Here is a 16723-nt window from a genome sequence, read left to right on the forward strand (position 1 = left end):
TATTGTCGCAGCGATGATGCCAGCGCCCGGAATGACCACGGGGTGGCGTGTAGGGGCTGAGTTCGAGTATAGATGTGCAAACATCCAACAAGAATCAACAAAAAAACCGGATCATCATGCAAAAAGACCTCACCTCCCTGAGCGCGCTGAACTGGGACGACCTCAAGTTCTTTCTTGAGGTAGCGCGCACCCGCAAGGCCAGCAGCGCCGCCAAGCGCCTGGCGGTGGACTACACCACGGTGTCGCGGCGCATCAGCTCGCTGGAAGGGGCGCTGGGCACGTTATTGTTCGAAAAATCCCGCACCAGCGGCTTTGTGCTGACCGCCGAGGGCCAGCGCCTGCTGGGTTACGCCGAGGCCATCGAGAGCACGCTGCACATGGCTTGCGAGCAAGTGTCGGGCTCCGGGGTCGCGTTGTCGGGGCATGTGCGCATGGGCTGTACCGAGGGCTTTGGCAGTTTCTTTGTCACCCCGCAACTGAGCCATTTCGTCGATGCCTGGCCGGCGATCTCGGTCGACATCCTGCCGCTGCCGCACTTCATCAGCCTGTCAAAGCGCGAGGCCGACATCGTCATCGCCTTGGAGCGCCCCGAGCACGGCCCCTATGTGTGCTGCAAGCTGTGCGACTACCGCCTGCGCCTGTACGCCACCCAGGGTTACCTCGACAACCATGCGCCAATCAACACCCTGGCAGACCTGGCCAGCCATCCGTTCATCAGCTATGTGGACGACCTGGCGTTCAGCTCGGAGCTTCTGTACCTGGCCAACCTCATCCCCAACGCCCAGGCGCACCTGCGCAGCACCAGCGTGATTGCCCAGTACACCGCCGCCCTGCAAGGGCGCGGCCTGGCGATCCTGCCCTGCTTCCTGGCCGCCCAGGACCCACGGTTGGTGACGGTGTTGCCGGAGCAGATCGAGGTGACGCGGCAATTCTGGATGTATTGCCGGGAGGATTTGCGCAAATTGAAGCGCATTACCCTGCTGTGGGATTACATCCGCGAGGTGACCGAAGCCAATGCGCCGCTATTGATGGGCGAGACGCGGGAAATGAGGTTTGCTTGAAAGTGGGATATGCGGCACTGAGGGGTTGCCGACCTGTCATTTTTGCCAGTAGACCAAGCTCCGCGGAGGGCGCCAAATGTTCTTGAATACACTTTCAAGGAGTGACGGTCATGCAATCAAACTCTGGGAGAACCAAGCCGTGCCTGAACCTGATCGTGATCGGCGATGCAGGCCAAGGCAAGACAACCCTCACCGCCGCGCTGACTCATTACAGCGCGAAGTTTTATGCGACAACCAGAGCGGAATACAAAGACCTGTGTGAGGGGAAAGAAGAAATAAGTGGCAACGCGCGCTATAAAGTTGCTCGTGTGGAGTATGAGACGCACAACCGCATCTGCAGGCAGTTAGATTTTCCAGATCACACTGACTGTGTGAAATATTTGGAAAGTGGTGCAGCCAAGGTTGACGGTGCCATCCTGGTTTGCTCACAAACTGATGACTCTATGCTGGTCGTCAAAACGCAGTTAAAACTGTGCCGAGCGGCAGGCGTAGAGCACCTCGTGGTCTTCCTAAACAAAAAAGTTGAGACCATGGACCCAGAATTACTGGAGCTGATGGAAATGAAAATTAGTGACCTTTTGAACGCTGAAGGATTTAACGGCGATGACGCGCACTTTCAGGCCGGGTCTGCGCTTACTGCAAATAATGACGAACTTGATTGCCCTGTATACCTGCTAATGGGCAACATTGAAGCGGAGATTCCTCTGCCCGAACGCGGACCTCTCGGGGAGTCATAACACTGCCCGATTTAATAGGCCGGGGCCGTTTAGGACCACCACTTGCAGCACAACTAGCCCCTTCAATCCGACGCCACCACAATCGACACCCGCCGGTTCTCCATCCGCCCAGCCCCGGTGCGGTTGTCGGCCACCGGCTGGCTGCTGCCGAGCCCGCGGGTCTTGATGTTCTGCGCCTGCATGCCGATACCGGTCAGGGCATTGGCAACGCTTTGGGCGCGGCGCTCGGAGAGTTGCTGGTTGTAGGCGGCCTTGCCCGATGCATCGGCATGGCCGTCGATACGCACCTGCTGGATATCGACCGACAGCAAGGCTTTGCCAATGCGCTCGACGATGGCCTGGCTCTGGCTGTTGAGGCCGTCCACGTCGCTGCCGAACAGCACCTTGCCCGACAAGTCGAAGGCCCAGCCTTCATCGGTAGGGGCAAAGCCTTCGCGTTTGAGCACGGCAATCTGCTCAGGGCTCAGGCCTTTGGGCGGCACGCTCTGGCAGCCTTGTAGCGCCAGCACGGCCAGCAACAAGGCCAGCAGGGCAATACGGACATTCAACACACGCTCGATCACGGTTCAGCTCCTGTTTTTTCCATCAGCGGCGCAGCTTTCCGTCTGCGCCACTTGCCATTGGCCACGGCGCTTGCGCTTGGCCTGGTACATCGCCGCATCGGCGGCATTGAGCAGACTGGCCGGGTCGTGGCCGTCGTCCGGGTAAAACGCGATGCCCACGCTCAACGAGGTGGTGATGCTGCTGCCATCGCTCAGCTGGATCGGCACCTGCATGCTGCTCACCACCTTTTCGGCGATGCGCTGGGCGTCTTCGCGGGCCGGCAGGGGGCTTAGCAGTACGGCGAACTCGTCACCGCCCAGCCGCGCCACCAGGTCGTGCTCGCGCAACTGCGCGCGTACCCGGCTGGCGACACTGATCAGCACTTCATCGCCCACGGCATGGCCAAGGCGGTCGTTGATCTGCTTGAAGTGGTCGCTGTCGAGGAACAACAGCGCCACCTGCCCCTGATGCTGTGCGGCGTTGCGCAGGCAGCGGTGCAGGCGGCCTTCAAAATAGGCGCGGTTGGGCAGGCCGGTCAGGCTGTCGTGGCTGGCCTGGTGGGCGAGCGTCTGGTTCTCGCTTTGCAGGTGGCTCTGCCAGGCTTCCAGTTCATCGAGCAAGGCGTTGAAGTCGTTGCCCAGTTCATTCAGTTCGGCGATGCCGGTCGGCGGCACGCGGCGGTCGAAACTGCGCTCGCGCCGAGCGGCGTGGGCAACGCTGGCAAGATGGCGCAGCGGGCGGATGATATTGCCGAACACACGCCGCGACAGGTACAGCGCCAGCAGCGCACTGACCACGCTGCACAGCAGAATACCGCCCAGCCCGCTGAGCAGAAAACGCATCAGGCTACCGCCCTGCCCGGTCAGCTCGACGTGGCCGACTGGCTGCCCCATATGTTGTATCGGCAGGTTGATCGGGTCTTCGAGCAGTGTGTCGGCCACCTGCGCCTGCAACTGCGCAAACAGGCCCGCGTCGTCGCGCTGCCAGCGCGCCAGCAATACGCCGTCCTTGCCGTACACCTTGGCGTCGGCCACTTCTTCATTGCTGGCGATCAGCGCCAGTGCCTCGTTGGCCGCTGCGCTGTCATCGAACACCACGGCGGCCTCGACGGTGTAGCTGATGGAGCGGGCGATCAGGTCCAGATTGTGGCTGGCGTACACCCGTAGCGCCGCCACCCCGAGCAGCGTCACCAGCACCCCGGCAAGGCCCGCAGCCAGCAGCGCGACACACAGGTGGCCACGCCCAAGCACCGAGCGCAAGGTCGGCAACGGGTAGCGCAACGTCCTACGCTTCACGGCTGCACCGCCCGGCGCCGCGACAACTGCAGCACGCTGGGGTGAATGCGCACGCCGCTGCGCGCGACCGAATCCAGGTTGACCTCGAACGCGACCTGCTGGTCGCTGACCCGCAGGCAGAACAGGCTGCCGACCGTGCACGGGTCATCGGCCTCGCTGATGCTGAGCACCGGCTGGCCCGTCAGGGTGGTGAACAGGCGCCCGCGCTGGGCCGTGTCGAGCTTGCCGATGTACACCGCGTCGCAGGCCTGGGCCACGCTTGCGTCATCGGCCAGCAGGCGGCGCACCTGCAACGGCTGCCCGGAATTCTGCAGGTTGCCCTTGATCAGGTCGTCGGCATATTCCGTGGGGCCGACCAGGCACAAGCGCAGCGGGTTGGGGGTGTTGGGCCAGCGGGCGTAGCCAAGGATGCCCAGCACCACATGGGTGACCGCCTTGGCGCGCTGCTGGGCCTGGGCGACAGCGGCGCCGCTGTCGGCATGGGCGCAGGTGCCAAACAGCAACAGCGTGGCCAGCAGCAGCGAGAGCGCAGGGTCCGTCACTCGTCTCAAGGCCGACACTGCCACGGTCATGGGCGGTTCTCTCAGTGTGTTACCAAGTAATGCCGCAACGATAGCATAGTGCCGCTGTGTGCCATCACTGCGTGTGCTCCAACATCAGCCCGGAAACCCGCCGTACCTTACGCGCCACAGTGTCTTCGAATACCCCGGCACGCGGCTCGATCAGGCTGAAGCAATGCTTGGCACGGGTGATACCGGTGTACACCAGCTCTTTGGTCAGCACCGGGTTCAACGCATCCGGCAGCACCAGCGCGGTATGGGCGAACTCCGAGCCCTGGGACTTGTGCACGGTCATGGCGAATACGGTTTCCACCTCGTTGAGCCGGCTGGGCAGCACGAAGCGCACCCCGCCGCTGCCGTCGTTGCGTGGGAACGCCACCCGCAGCAGCGCCTGGCCCTGGTCATCGGGCAAACGCAAGGCGATGCCGATGTCGCCGTTCATCAAGCCAAGGCCGTAGTCATTGCGGGTGACCAATACCGGGCGGCCTTCGTACCAGGCTTGCTGGCTGTCGATCAGCCCGGCGTTGTGCAGCACCCGCGCGACCCGTTCGTTCAGGCCCTCGACACCCCAGGCGCCACGGCGCACCGCACACAGCAACTGGAAGTCCTCGAAGCTGTGCAGCACCTCGGCCGCCCAGTGTTCCCAGCGCGGATCATCGGCGCCAGTACCGGGCGGCGGGCGCAGGCGGCCGATGGCGCGCAGGTAGCTGCGATAGCCCTGCGGGCCGTCGGCGCCGCGATTGAGGCCGTCCAGCAGCAGGCGGTCGAAGCGCTTGTCGTGCTCGCCGCCCAGGGTCAGGCAGAACACATCGGCAGGCGCGCTGGCCAGCATTTCGCGGGCTTCGGGCGCCTGCTGGCGGTTGACCAGCCGCGCCAACTGGCCGATGCCGCTGCCTTCGCCAAAGCGCCGCGAGTGGCGCAGCATGACAATTTGCTGGGCCAACGGCTTGCTGGGCGCCACGGCAGCGGTCAGGCCGGTTGCCGCCAGTGACTGCCCACCCACCTGCTCCAGCCAGCTCAGCGTCTGCGGCCAATAGCAGCCTTCTTCGGCGTCGCGACACAGGTCGCCGAGCACCGCGCCCGCCTCGACCGAGGCCAGCTGGTCCTTGTCGCCGAGCAGCACCAGGCGGGCAGCAGGCGGCAGCGCATCGAGCAGGTTGGCCATCATCTCCAGGTCGATCATCGACGCTTCGTCGACCACCAGCACATCCAGCGGCAGCGGGTTACCGGCGTTATGCCGAAAATGCCGAGAGCCGGGACGGCTGCCGAGCAGCCGGTGAACGGTGCTGACTTCAGTGGGAATGTGCGCGCGCACGCTGCTGTCGACCTGCAACCGCTCGACCTGTTGGCCGATGGACTCGGTCAGCCGCGCCGCCGCCTTGCCGGTGGGCGCCGCCAGGCGGATGCGCAGGGGCCTGCCCTGCTCCACTGCCGGCGCTTGCAGCAGGGCCAGCAGGCGCACCACAGTGGTGGTCTTGCCGGTGCCGGGACCTCCCGTTATTACGCTGAAGCCTGCGCGGGTCGCCAAGGCGCAGGCTAGTTTCTGCCAGTCCACCTCGCCTGCGGGCGCACCGCCGGCAAACAGCTGCTCCAGGCGCTCGGCAAGGTCGGGCTGCAGCGATTGATGGCGCGCCAGGCGCTGGTGCAACGCCGCATCAATGCGCCGTTCATAGGCCCAGTAGCGGCGCAGGTACAACCGCTCGCCGCTGCGCACCAATGGCCGGGTGCGCTGCTCGGGGGCATCGGCAGCAGCCACCAGCGGGCTTTCGCCGATGCGCTGCAGCCAGGTAGCCAGGTCGAGGCTAGCCAGCAGCTGCGAAGGCAGCAGCAATGGCCCGGCCAGGGCATCGCCCTCAGGCGGCAGCGACAGGGCAAAATCGGGCTCGGCCAAGGTTTGCGCAAGGTCCAGGCAGACATGCCCATGGCCCAACTGGTGGCTGGCCAGTGCGGCGGCCAGCAGCAGCAAGGGGTCACTGCCGGGGGCGCGCTCTTCGAGAAAACTCACGAAGGCCCGGTCCAGGGCACGCAGCCAGCCGCGTTCCACCCAGCGGTCGAGCAGGGCCAGCAGGTCGAGGCTGTCGCGCAGTGGCGCCAGGGCACTGAGGTGCTCGGCCTGAAGTGCGGTGGGCAGCAGGTCGGCAAGGCTTCGGCTCATGGCACCGCTCCGGCAAACAGGTCCTGCTGTTCCGGGGCTTGCTCGCCCCGGAACAACGCATCGAGCGCTTCGATCAGCGCCCGTGGCGGGCGGGCCTGATACAGGCCGTGGCCTGCGGCGGTGACGCCACGCAGGAAGATGAACAAGGCACCGCCAACATGGCGGTCGTAGTCGTAATCTGGCAGCCGCGCACGCAACTGGCGATGCAGGGCCAGCAGGTAGAGCACGTACTGCAAGTCGTAACGGTGATCGAGGATCGCCTGCTCCATGGCCAGCGCGTTGTAGGCCTGGGCGTCGGGGCCAAGCCAGTTGGACTTGTAGTCGGCCACGTAGTAGCGCCCGTCCAGCTCGAAGGCAAGGTCGATGAAGCCTTTGAACATGCCGTTGAGCTGGCTCGGCTGGAGGGCGGGTCGCGCAGCGCCATCATGGGTGTGGCGCGCCACCAGGTGGTCGAGCTGCAGCACATTGACCTGATGGCTGGCGAACCAGAACTCCATCTCGATCTGGTACTGGTTCAGGCCTGCCAACGTCAGGGTGCCCTGCTGCAGCGGCATCGGCTGCACCAGCATGGCCTGCAACCATTGCGTCAGGGTCGGGATCCAGCCGTTCCAGTCGCGGCGGTTACACCGCTGGCCGACAGTGCGCACGATTTGCTCGGGCTGCGCGCCCACCTCGGCAAAGCCTTCGCGGCCCGCCCATTCCAGCAAACCATGAAGGAAAGTACCGGGCGCCGGGCCACGGGGGAAGCGGTGAATGTCGCCGGCCTCGGCCGGGACTTCGCGCAGCAACTGGCTGTCGAGCACTTCGTCATCGAGTAGCTGCTGGGCCTGAGAGCTGTCGGCGACCAGGGTCTGATCGCCCACGCGCAAGGCGCTGTAAGAGGCGATCCACCAGTTCTCGGCTGCCGCGCGGCGCGGCTTGCGTGGTGGCAACAGCTCGTGCTCGCTGGCAGGGATGCGGTAGCGCTGCTCGTCGGCCTCGGGCAGCGGCGCGCTGCTGATCGCAGGCATGTCGTTACCGAGTGCCTGCAACCATTCGCCGAGCTGGCTGGAGGCAGCCAGGGGCTGGCCGCCGCCGAGCAGGTAGCCCAAGGCCGAGCGGTGCAATTGCGAGCTGCGCTGGCTGCCGCGCTTCAAATCGGCAACGCCCAGCCAACAGGCATGCTGGGCGCGGGTCAGGGCCACATAGAGCAGACGCAGGTCTTCGGCCAGGCGCTCGTCGTCGGCGCGCTCTATCTGCTGGGCGGTGGGGGTCAAGGTCAGCTGGCTGGCGCCGTCGTCGTCATGCCAGGCCAGCGGCAGGCGCGAGCCGTCCACGGGCTTGCCGGTGCAGATGAACGGCAGGTACACCAACGGGTATTCAAGGCCTTTGGACTTGTGGATGGTCACCACTTTGACCAACTGCTCATCGCTCTCAAGGCGCAGTATCTGCTCCTCGCCGGCCTGCCCGGCATTGGCCAGGTGTTCGGCCAGGTGCCGAATCAGCGCCTGCTCGCCATCCAGCTCACCGGCGGCCTGTTGCAGCAGCTCGGCCAGGTGCAGCAGGTTGGTCAACACGCGCTCGCCGTCGCTGCGAACCATCAGGCTGCGCGGCAACTGGAAGTCATGCAACAGGCGCCGCAACATCGGCAACACGCCTTGGCGCTGCCAGGTTTCGCGGTAACGACGGAAATCCATGACCCAGTTTTCCCAGACCCGCTCGTCCTGGTTCAGCCGCTCAAGCTCACGCAGCGGCAGGTCGAGGGTAAGGCTGGCCAGCGCGGCCTTGAGCAGGCGCTCGGAGTCGGGTTCGGCGCAGGCCTTTAGCCACGCCAGCAAGTCATGGGCTTCTTGCGCGGCAAATACCGAGTCCTTGTCGGACAGATACACACTGCGCACGTCACGGGCGGCAAGCTCGGCGCGGACCATCTGCGCCTCGCGCCCATCACGCACCAGGATGGCGATATCCGACGGCAGGCATGGCCGTAGCCTGCCCTCTTCATCGGCAAAGCCGGTCACGCCCTGCTGGCCGCCATTGAGCAAGGCAACGATGTGGCTTGCGCAACTGGCGGCCATGCGCTGGCGGTACAGGGTATTGGCGACCGGCTCATCGCTTTGGAGTTGCCAGCATTGCAGCGCCGGACACGCTTGGCCGTCGATCTGCAACTGCTCGCTGCGGCCCTTGGCTTTGACCTCGATGAACGGCAGCGGGTTGTCGCCCTTGGCGCGGAACAGGAATGCGCCCCGGCCTTGCTCGCGCTGTTCGGCCAGCATGAACACGCGGTTGACCGCAGCGACCATGGCCTGGCTTGAGCGGTAGTTGGTGTCCAGGCTGTGCAAGCGCCCGGTGGTGGCGCGCCGGGCGGCCAGGTAGGTGAAGATGTCAGCGCCGCGGAAGGCGTAGATCGCCTGCTTGGGGTCGCCGATCATGAACAGGCCGGTGTCGGGGTTGTTGTCGCTGATGCGGTAGATACGCTCGAAGATGCCGTACTGCACCGGGTCCGTGTCCTGGAACTCGTCGATCAGCGCGACCGGGAACTGCTCGCGAATCAGCGCGGCCAGGCGCTCGCCCGCCTCGCTGCGCAGCGCCTGTTGCAGGCGCAGCAGCATGTCGTCGAAGCCCATCTCGGCGCGGCGGCGTTTTTCCACCTCAAAGCGCGCCGAAACCCACCCTGCGGCGTGCTCCAGCAATTGCGCATCGGGGGTTGGCAGGTTCTGCAACTGCTCGCGCAGGCCATGCATGGCTTGCAGGCCCGGGTGCTGCGGCGGCTCGCCGACTTTCCACGCTTCGGCCATGCCGTCGGGGGTCAGGCGCGTGAAGCCGGTGCCCAGGTCCAGCTCCATCGCCTGCGCGTCGCCGGCCCAGGCGCGCAGCTTGTCGAACCACGGTTCGAAGTAGCGGGCTTGCAGCTTGCGGCCATCGGCGTGCTTGGCCGCGACGGCATCGCGGCAGATCTGCTGCAGCTCGTCGGCCCAGACAGCCCAGGGCGCCTTGAGCTGGTCGAGCTGCTCGGTGCGCAGGCGCAGGGCTGCTTCGATCAGTGCCTGTGGCTCAAGCTCGCTCACCTCGGCGCGCATGCGCCCGAACAGGGGGCGGATACGTGGCAACAATGCGTCGGGGCTGACCCAGTTGCTGCGCACCCAGTTCAGCGACTCGCCGCGCATGCCGTAGCAGAAGCGCCGCCAGTAATCGCGAACCACTTGGCCGAGCAATTCGCTGTGGTCGGTTTCCAGGCTCTGGGTGAACAGGCTGCCACTGTCGAAGGCGTGCTCGCGCAGCATGCGCTGGCACCAGCCGTGGATGGTCGAGACGGCGGCCTCATCCATCCATTGCACGGCAATTTCCAGGCGGTTGGCACAGCGCGGCCAGTGCGCTTCGGGGTAGTCATCGCGCAGCAGGTGCAGCAGCGGGTCGGCGCCGGCAAGCTCGCCGCGGAAAAACCGCGCAGCTTCCGCCAGGCGGGCGCGGATCCGCTCGCGCAGCTCTTTGGTGGCGGCGTCGGTGAAGGTCACCACGAGAATCTGCGGCGGCAGCAGTTCGCGGCTGAACGCCTGGTCGTCGCCATGGCCCAAGATCAGCCGCAGGTACAACGCCGAGATGGTGAAGGTCTTGCCGGTGCCGGCGCTGGCTTCGATCAGCTGGCTGCCGTGCAAGGGGAAACTCAAGGCCAATGGGCGGGCCTGGCTCATTGGGCGCTCTCCGTGTTGCCGAGGGTTTGCCAGGGGGCAGCGAACAGCGGCCGGTACAAGGTTTCGCACCAGCCTTCGAAGGTTTCATCTTCGCTGAGCGCGGCAAAGTCGCGGTACTGGCGGGCCAGGGCGAGGCTTTCGCTGCGCTCGCCAAAGCTGTTCTGGCCGTCACCTTCGTAGGCACGGGCGGCAGCGGCCAGGGCTTTGTCCGGGTCTTCCTGGGCCAGCCAGGCGAAGGCGGTTTTGGCCGCCACCGGCAGCGGTGCATTCATTGCCGCCTGGCGCGCAACCAACAGCTCGCCCAAGCGCTCGGCCGCTTCAGCCTGGGGCAAGGGTGCAAGTAGCAGCGTCAGGTCGCTGGCCACCAGCGCGCTGTGCAGCGGGTAACCTGAGGCGCAGGCCGCCAGGTGCATCACCCAGGTGGGGATCAGCCGGTGGCGCTTGAGGTTGTTACGCCCGGCGTTGAGCGTGTTGGGCACGGTGGTGATGCTCAGCAGGCTCTGGTCGTGCGCCTGGTACACGCGCCCGAGCCAGCCTTCCAGGCGCTGCCCACCGTGCTCGAAGTGGATCGGCAGCGCGCCCTCGACCAGGCTCGGCCAGCGTTGCAGCAATTGCCGGTGGCGCTGTAGCAGGTCGGGCAGCGGCTCGATCAGCTCGGCCTGCAGGGCCTCCCCAAACCCGGCCAACGGCAGCAGGCCACACGCCTGCAATTTGAGGGCCTGGGCCTTGAGCGCGTGTTCCGCGTTGTCGGGGTCGGCCAGCGCGGCGCCCAGCAGGCTTTCACTCAGGCCATAGCGCTGCAAGGCATCGAGTACGAAGGGTTCTTCATCAGGGGTGGGCGCTTCCAGGGCTTCGAAGAATACTTTCAGGCGCTGGCTGAAGAAGTGCCTGACCGGGTGGCGCAAAAAATCCTGCAATTGCATCAGCGTCAGCGGTTCGTCGCTTTCGTAGGGCGGCAGCGCTTCTGGCGCGGCCTGCGCGCTGGCGTCGATGCCGTGCAGGGCCAGCCACTCGTTGGCGAAGCTGAACAGCGGGCTGCCCTTGTGGAAGTAGCGCTGGCTGAAAGGTTGCAGCGGGTGTTCCTGGGTCAGTGCGTGCAACAGTTGCTGGCCGGCGTCGTGCTTTTCGTCGTGCTGGGCGCCGGCCAGTCGCCAGCCGGCCGCGAGGTGGTCGCGCAGCTGGCCGATCAATACCGAGGCCGGGCGCTCGCTGTTGTCGCGGATGCTGCGCCCGACCCAGCTGACATACAGCTGATCGCGGGCCGACAGCAGCGCTTCGAGCAGCAGGTAGCGGTCGTCCTCGCGGCGTGAGCGGTCGCCTGGGCGGTAGTCGCTGGCCATCAGGTCGAAATCGAGCGGTTGCTGCGCACGCGGGTAATCGCCGTCGTTCATGCCGAGCAGGCAAACCACACGGAACGGGATGGCGCGCATGGGCATCAGCGTGCAGAAATTCACCGAGCCTGCCAGAAAGCGCTGGGACAGCTTGCCTTGGTCCAGGCCCGACAACCACGCCTCGCGTACCACGGTGAGGGGCAGCAGGTCGTTCAAGGCTACCGATTCGCACGTCTGCAGCCAGGTGTCGCGCAGGTCCTGCAACTGGGCCAGCAGCAGTTCATCGTGCTCGTGCTCGGCCAGGAAGAAAATCTGCAACAAGGCGTGCAGGCGCTCACCCCATTGGGTGGCAGTGGCCGGCTCAGACAACACATTGCACGCGACGTCGAGGGCATCGAGCAACGCGACCAGCGGGCCAATCAGGGCGGCGTCCAGGCCGCCGATCTCATCGAACGGCTCGATGCCGTCGCAGCCTTCGCCCATGCCCACCGCATAGCCGAGCAGCATGCGCCGCAGGCCGAAACGCCAGCTGTTCTGCTCAAGCCCTTCGGGCAGGCCGAGGGTAGCGCGTTGCCGGGCATTGAGGCCCCAGCGGATGCCGGCGCCTTCGATCCAGCGGTGCAGCGTCGGCAGGTCGCTTTCCTGGATGGCAAAGCGGGCGCGCACAGCGGGCACGTCGAGCAGGTCGAGCACTTCACTCACTGCAAAGCGGCTGTCTGGCAGCTTGAGCAGGTGTTCCAGGGCGATCAGCAGCGGGTCGCGGCCACGTTGGCCCTGATCGGTCAGGGTGAACGGGATATAGCGTGGGTCGTTGCGATCCAGTTGGCCGAATACCGCCCGAATGTGCGGGGCGTAGGTATCGATGGCGGGCAGCATGACGATGATGTCACGCGGGCGCAGGTGCGGGTCGGCACTGAAGCGGGCGAGCAACTGGTCGTGAAGGATCTCGACTTCACGCTGCGGACTGTGGGCAATATGGAAGCGTACCGAGCGGTCCTTGGCGGGGTTGACCGCTGGCCACTGCTCGCGGGTTTCGCTTAGTGGGCGCAGTTCGAGGATATCGTCCTGCAGCTGGTTCAGCAGGGTCTTGGGGTCGGCCTCGCTGAACAGGTCGATACGCCCATCGCTGAATACGCCTTGATAGCTGCCCGGGTCGTCGTAGCTGTCGAGCAGGTTGATGTAGTCGCGGCCTTGCTTGCCCCAGGCTGCGAGCAACGGGTGAGCATGCTGGTGCAGCAGTTCATCGTCCAGCTGCAGCGGCATGCCTTGCTTGCGCTGCTGGCGCTTGTACTGGTGGCGCAGCAGGTCTTTGTCGGCAACGATGTCGCCCCAATGGTGGCGGCAGGGGTTGTGCACGCACAGCAGCACCTGGCTGAAGCGGGCAAGGCCGGCAAGGGCTTCGAGAATCTGGGCCGGCAACGATGAAATACCAAACACGATCAGGCGTGCCGGCAGGCCCTTGGGTGCTTGCTCCAGGCCGTTGATGCGTTCGATGAAGCGCTGGTGCACCCCGGCGCGGCTCTGTGCCATGCCGGCCTCGCCCACGTCTTCGAGCAGGGTCCGCCAGAGCTCGGCTTGCCAGCGGTTGCCGGGCGCCAAGGGCTTGCGCTCGCCACGGGCGGTGTTGATCACGTGGTTGCCGCTGGCCCAGTCTTTCAGCCAGTCAGCGCGATAGACCTGGTATTGGTCGAAAAGGTCGGCAAGGCGCTCGGCCAGTTGGTAGCGCTTGCGCAGGTCGGTATCGTCGGTGAGAAAACGCCGCAGCGGCTCGAAATGCGGGCGCTCGATCACTTCGGGCAGCAAGCGCATCAGGCGCCAGGTCAGCGGGGCCTTGTCCAGCAACGACACTTCAGGGATTTCGTCGCGGCCCAGCACCCGACGGTAGAGCTGCCACATAAAGCTGCCCGGCAACTGCACATCTATGGCGGCAGCAATGCCGCAGCCGCCTTGATCGTCATCTTGCGGGTCTTGCGCCAAGGCGAGCTTGAGCCACTGGGCAATGCCGTTGCTCTGCACCAACGCGATTTCGTTCTCTAGCGGTGCCAGCGGGAAACGGCGCATCACACTCACCACCAGGTTGCGCAGTTCATCCAGGCGATTGCCCTGGACGATCATGAAGCCTGGATGCAGCGAGGTAGTGGTGGTCATTCAGCGCTCTCTGGGAGGGTTGGTTCTGCCGGGGAACCATATCACGGGCCGCTCTTTTTCCGACTCGGAAAAGACAAAACCCCTACCTGCATGCGCAGATAGGGGTTTTGCGAAATGAATCTTGACGATGACCTACTCTCACATGGGGAAACCCCACACTACCATCGGCGATGCATCGTTTCACTACTGAGTTCGGGATGGGATCAGGTGGTTCCAATGCTCTATGGTCGTCAAGAAATTCGGTAGCCAGTCCGTTCAGATGAACAGCCCAGCGAATTCGGATATGTGATTTGTGTGTGCCGCGAACTTTCGGTTCATGCGTCTTCACCACCACAATTCGGCTTACGCGCAAATTGCTTGGGTGTTATATGGTCAAGCCTCACGGGCAATTAGTATTGGTTAGCTCAACGCCTCACAGCGCTTACACACCCAACCTATCAACGTCGTAGTCTTCGACGGCCCTTTAGGGGATTCAAGATCCCAGTGAGATCTCATCTTGAGGCAAGTTTCCCGCTTAGATGCTTTCAGCGGTTATCTCTTCCGAACATAGCTACCCGGCAATGCCACTGGCGTGACAACCGGAACACCAGAGGTTCGTCCACTCCGGTCCTCTCGTACTAGGAGCAGCCCCTCTCAAATCTCAAACGTCCACGGCAGATAGGGACCGAACTGTCTCACGACGTTCTAAACCCAGCTCGCGTACCACTTTAAATGGCGAACAGCCATACCCTTGGGACCGGCTTCAGCCCCAGGATGTGATGAGCCGACATCGAGGTGCCAAACACCGCCGTCGATATGAACTCTTGGGCGGTATCAGCCTGTTATCCCCGGAGTACCTTTTATCCGTTGAGCGATGGCCCTTCCATACAGAACCACCGGATCACTAAGACCTACTTTCGTACCTGCTCGACGTGTTTGTCTCGCAGTCAAGCGCGCTTTTGCCTTTATACTCTACGACCGATTTCCGACCGGTCTGAGCGCACCTTCGTACTCCTCCGTTACTCTTTGGGAGGAGACCGCCCCAGTCAAACTACCCACCATACACTGTCCTCGATCCGGATAACGGACCTGAGTTAGAACCTCAAGGTTGCCAGGGTGGTATTTCAAGGATGGCTCCATGAGAACTGGCGTCCCCACTTCAAAGCCTCCCACCTATCCTACACAAGCAAGCTCAAAGTCCAGTGCAAAGCTATAGTAAAGGTTCACGGGGTCTTTCCGTCTAGCCGCGGATACACTGCATCTTCACAGCGATTTCAATTTCACTGAGTCTCGGGTGGAGACAGCGCCGCCATCGTTACGCCATTCGTGCAGGTCGGAACTTACCCGACAAGGAATTTCGCTACCTTAGGACCGTTATAGTTACGGCCGCCGTTTACCGGGGCTTCGATCAAGAGCTTCGCTTGCGCTAACCCCATCAATTAACCTTCCGGCACCGGGCAGGCGTCACACCCTATACGTCCACTTTCGTGTTTGCAGAGTGCTGTGTTTTTAATAAACAGTCGCAGCGGCCTGGTATCTTCGACCGGCATGGGCTTACGGAGCAAGTCCTTGACCCTCGCCGGCGCACCTTCTCCCGAAGTTACGGTGCCATTTTGCCTAGTTCCTTCACCCGAGTTCTCTCAAGCGCCTTGGTATTCTCTACCTAACCACCTGTGTCGGTTTGGGGTACGGTTCCTAGTTATCTGAAGCTTAGGAGCTTTTCTTGGAAGCATGGCATCAACCACTTCGCGCTCTAATGAGCACTCGTCATCAGCTCTCGGCCTTGAGATCCCGGATTTGCCTAAGATCTCAGCCTACCACCTTAAACTTGGACAACCAACGCCAAGCTGGCCTAGCCTTCTCCGTCCCTCCATCGCAATAACTAGAAGTACAGGAATATTAACCTGTTTTCCATCGACTACGCTTTTCAGCCTCGCCTTAGGGACCGACTAACCCTGCGTCGATTAACGTTGCGCAGGAAACCTTGGTCTTTCGGCGTGGGAGTTTTTCACTCCCATTGTCGTTACTCATGTCAGCATTCGCACTTCTGATACCTCCAGCAAGCTTCTCAACTCACCTTCACAGGCTTACAGAACGCTCCTCTACCGCATCATCATAAGATGATACCCGTAGCTTCGGTGCATGGTTTGAGCCCCGTTACATCTTCCGCGCAGGCCGACTCGACTAGTGAGCTATTACGCTTTCTTTAAAGGGTGGCTGCTTCTAAGCCAACCTCCTAGCTGTCTAAGCCTTCCCACATCGTTTCCCACTTAACCATGACTTTGGGACCTTAGCTGACGGTCTGGGTTGTTTCCCTTTTCACGACGGACGTTAGCACCCGCCGTGTGTCTCCCATGCTCGGCACTTGTAGGTATTCGGAGTTTGCATCGGTTTGGTAAGTCGGGATGACCCCCTAGCCGAAACAGTGCTCTACCCCCTACAGTGATACATGAGGCGCTACCTAAATAGCTTTCGAGGAGAACCAGCTATCTCCGAGCTTGATTAGCCTTTCACTCCGATCCACAGGTCATCCGCTAACTTTTCAACGGTAGTCGGTTCGGTCCTCCAGTCAGTGTTACCTAACCTTCAACCTGCCCATGGATAGATCGCCCGGTTTCGGGTCTATACCCAGCGACTAAAGCGCCCTATTAAGACTCGCTTTCGCTACGCCTCCCCTATTCGGTTAAGCTCGCCACTGAATATAAGTCGCTGACCCATTATACAAAAGGTACGCAGTCACCTAACAAAGTAGGCTCCCACTGCTTGTACGCATACGGTTTCAGGATCTATTTCACTCCCCTCTCCGGGGTTCTTTTCGCCTTTCCCTCACGGTACTAGTTCACTATCGGTCAGTCAGTAGTATTTAGCCTTGGAGGATGGTCCCCCCATGTTCAGACAAAGTTTCTCGTGCTCCGTCCTACTCGATTTCACTGGCAAGAGATTTTCGTGTACGGGGCTATCACCCACTATGGCCGCACTTTCCAGAGCGTTCCACTAATCTCAAACCAGCTTAAGGGCTGGTCCCCGTTCGCTCGCCACTACTAAGGGAATCTCGGTTGATTTCTTTTCCTCAGGGTACTTAGATGTTTCAGTTCCCCTGGTTCGCCTCTTGCACCTATGTATTCAGTACAAGATACTCAGCTTATGCTGAGTGGGTTCCCCCATTCAGAGATCTCTGGATCACAGTCTGTTTGCCGACTCCCCAAAGCTTATCGCAGGCTACCACGTCTTTCATCGCCTCTGACT

General features: G+C 62.7%; 8 protein-coding genes and 2 rRNA genes (1 of these 10 only partly in view). 2 read left to right on the plus strand and 8 right to left on the minus strand.

The features are described 5' to 3' along the window. Nucleotides 1–116: 116 nt before the first annotated feature. Both HU719_RS16575 and HU719_RS16580 read left to right on the plus strand, forming a co-directional pair. Complete coding sequence (locus HU719_RS16575) at nucleotides 117–1061, plus strand: LysR family transcriptional regulator (protein ID WP_186520591.1); 945 nt, start codon at nucleotides 117–119, stop codon at nucleotides 1059–1061. A 110-nt stretch (nucleotides 1062–1171) separates the two neighbouring features. Then, nucleotides 1172–1798 carry a GTP-binding protein gene (locus HU719_RS16580; RefSeq protein ID WP_186536600.1) on the plus strand — a complete coding sequence of 209 codons (627 nt, stop codon included), beginning with the start codon at nucleotides 1172–1174 and terminating at the stop codon, nucleotides 1796–1798. Nucleotides 1799–1860: 62 nt separating this feature from the next. Here the strand turns inward: HU719_RS16580 and yfiB are convergent, their stop codons facing one another. The 8 genes from yfiB to HU719_RS16620 all read right to left on the minus strand — a co-directional run. Further along, nucleotides 1861–2358, minus strand: a complete 498-nt coding sequence (yfiB, locus tag HU719_RS16585; protein WP_424804435.1) for an outer membrane lipoprotein YfiB — start codon at nucleotides 2356–2358, stop codon at nucleotides 1861–1863. Between the two features lie 6 nt (nucleotides 2359–2364). Then, nucleotides 2365–3636, minus strand: coding sequence for a diguanylate cyclase DgcN/YfiN (dgcN, locus tag HU719_RS16590; RefSeq protein ID WP_186536599.1), 1272 nt, complete (start codon nucleotides 3634–3636; stop codon nucleotides 2365–2367). Further along, on the minus strand, nucleotides 3633–4208 hold the full coding sequence (gene yfiR, locus HU719_RS16595) for a regulatory sequestration protein YfiR (RefSeq protein WP_186536598.1): 576 nt from the start codon (nucleotides 4206–4208) through the stop codon (nucleotides 3633–3635). The genes dgcN and yfiR overlap by 4 nt, the downstream gene beginning before the upstream one ends. Nucleotides 4209–4272: 64 nt before the next feature. Beyond that, on the minus strand, nucleotides 4273–6351 hold the full coding sequence (gene recD, locus HU719_RS16600; protein ID WP_186536597.1) for an exodeoxyribonuclease V subunit alpha: 2079 nt from the start codon (nucleotides 6349–6351) through the stop codon (nucleotides 4273–4275). Then, nucleotides 6348–10019 carry an exodeoxyribonuclease V subunit beta gene (gene recB / locus HU719_RS16605; RefSeq protein WP_186536596.1) on the minus strand — a complete coding sequence of 1224 codons (3672 nt, stop codon included), beginning with the start codon at nucleotides 10017–10019 and terminating at the stop codon, nucleotides 6348–6350. Before recB ends, recD begins: the two co-directional genes overlap by 4 nt. Further along, nucleotides 10016–13498 (minus strand): exodeoxyribonuclease V subunit gamma, encoded by a 3483-nt coding sequence (gene recC / locus HU719_RS16610; RefSeq protein WP_186536595.1) that lies wholly within the window; start codon nucleotides 13496–13498, stop codon nucleotides 10016–10018. Before recC ends, recB begins: the two co-directional genes overlap by 4 nt. Nucleotides 13499–13617: 119 nt before the next feature. Continuing rightward, nucleotides 13618–13733: ribosomal RNA gene (rrf, locus tag HU719_RS16615) — 5S ribosomal RNA — on the minus strand. Between the two features lie 133 nt (nucleotides 13734–13866). Beyond that, nucleotides 13867–16723: ribosomal RNA gene (locus HU719_RS16620) — 23S ribosomal RNA — on the minus strand; it runs 37 nt beyond the window's last position.

Source organism: Pseudomonas farsensis, assembly GCF_014268805.2.
Taxonomy (GTDB): domain Bacteria; phylum Pseudomonadota; class Gammaproteobacteria; order Pseudomonadales; family Pseudomonadaceae; genus Aquipseudomonas; species Aquipseudomonas farsensis.

Bases quoted from the DNA above. Each gene is read 5' to 3' on its own strand.
- yfiR (WP_186536598.1), bottom strand. From the start codon at position 4,208: ATGACCGTGGCAGTGTCGGCCTTGAGACGAGTGACGGACCCTGCGCTC.
- recD (WP_186536597.1), bottom strand. From the start codon at position 6,351: ATGAGCCGAAGCCTTGCCGACCTGCTGCCCACCGCACTTCAGGCCGAG.
- recB (WP_186536596.1), bottom strand. From the start codon at position 10,019: ATGAGCCAGGCCCGCCCATTGGCCTTGAGTTTCCCCTTGCACGGCAGC.
- HU719_RS16580 (WP_186536600.1), top strand. From the start codon at position 1,172: ATGCAATCAAACTCTGGGAGAACCAAGCCGTGCCTGAACCTGATCGTG.
- HU719_RS16575 (WP_186520591.1), top strand. From the start codon at position 117: ATGCAAAAAGACCTCACCTCCCTGAGCGCGCTGAACTGGGACGACCTC.
- recC (WP_186536595.1), bottom strand. From the start codon at position 13,498: ATGACCACCACTACCTCGCTGCATCCAGGCTTCATGATCGTCCAGGGC.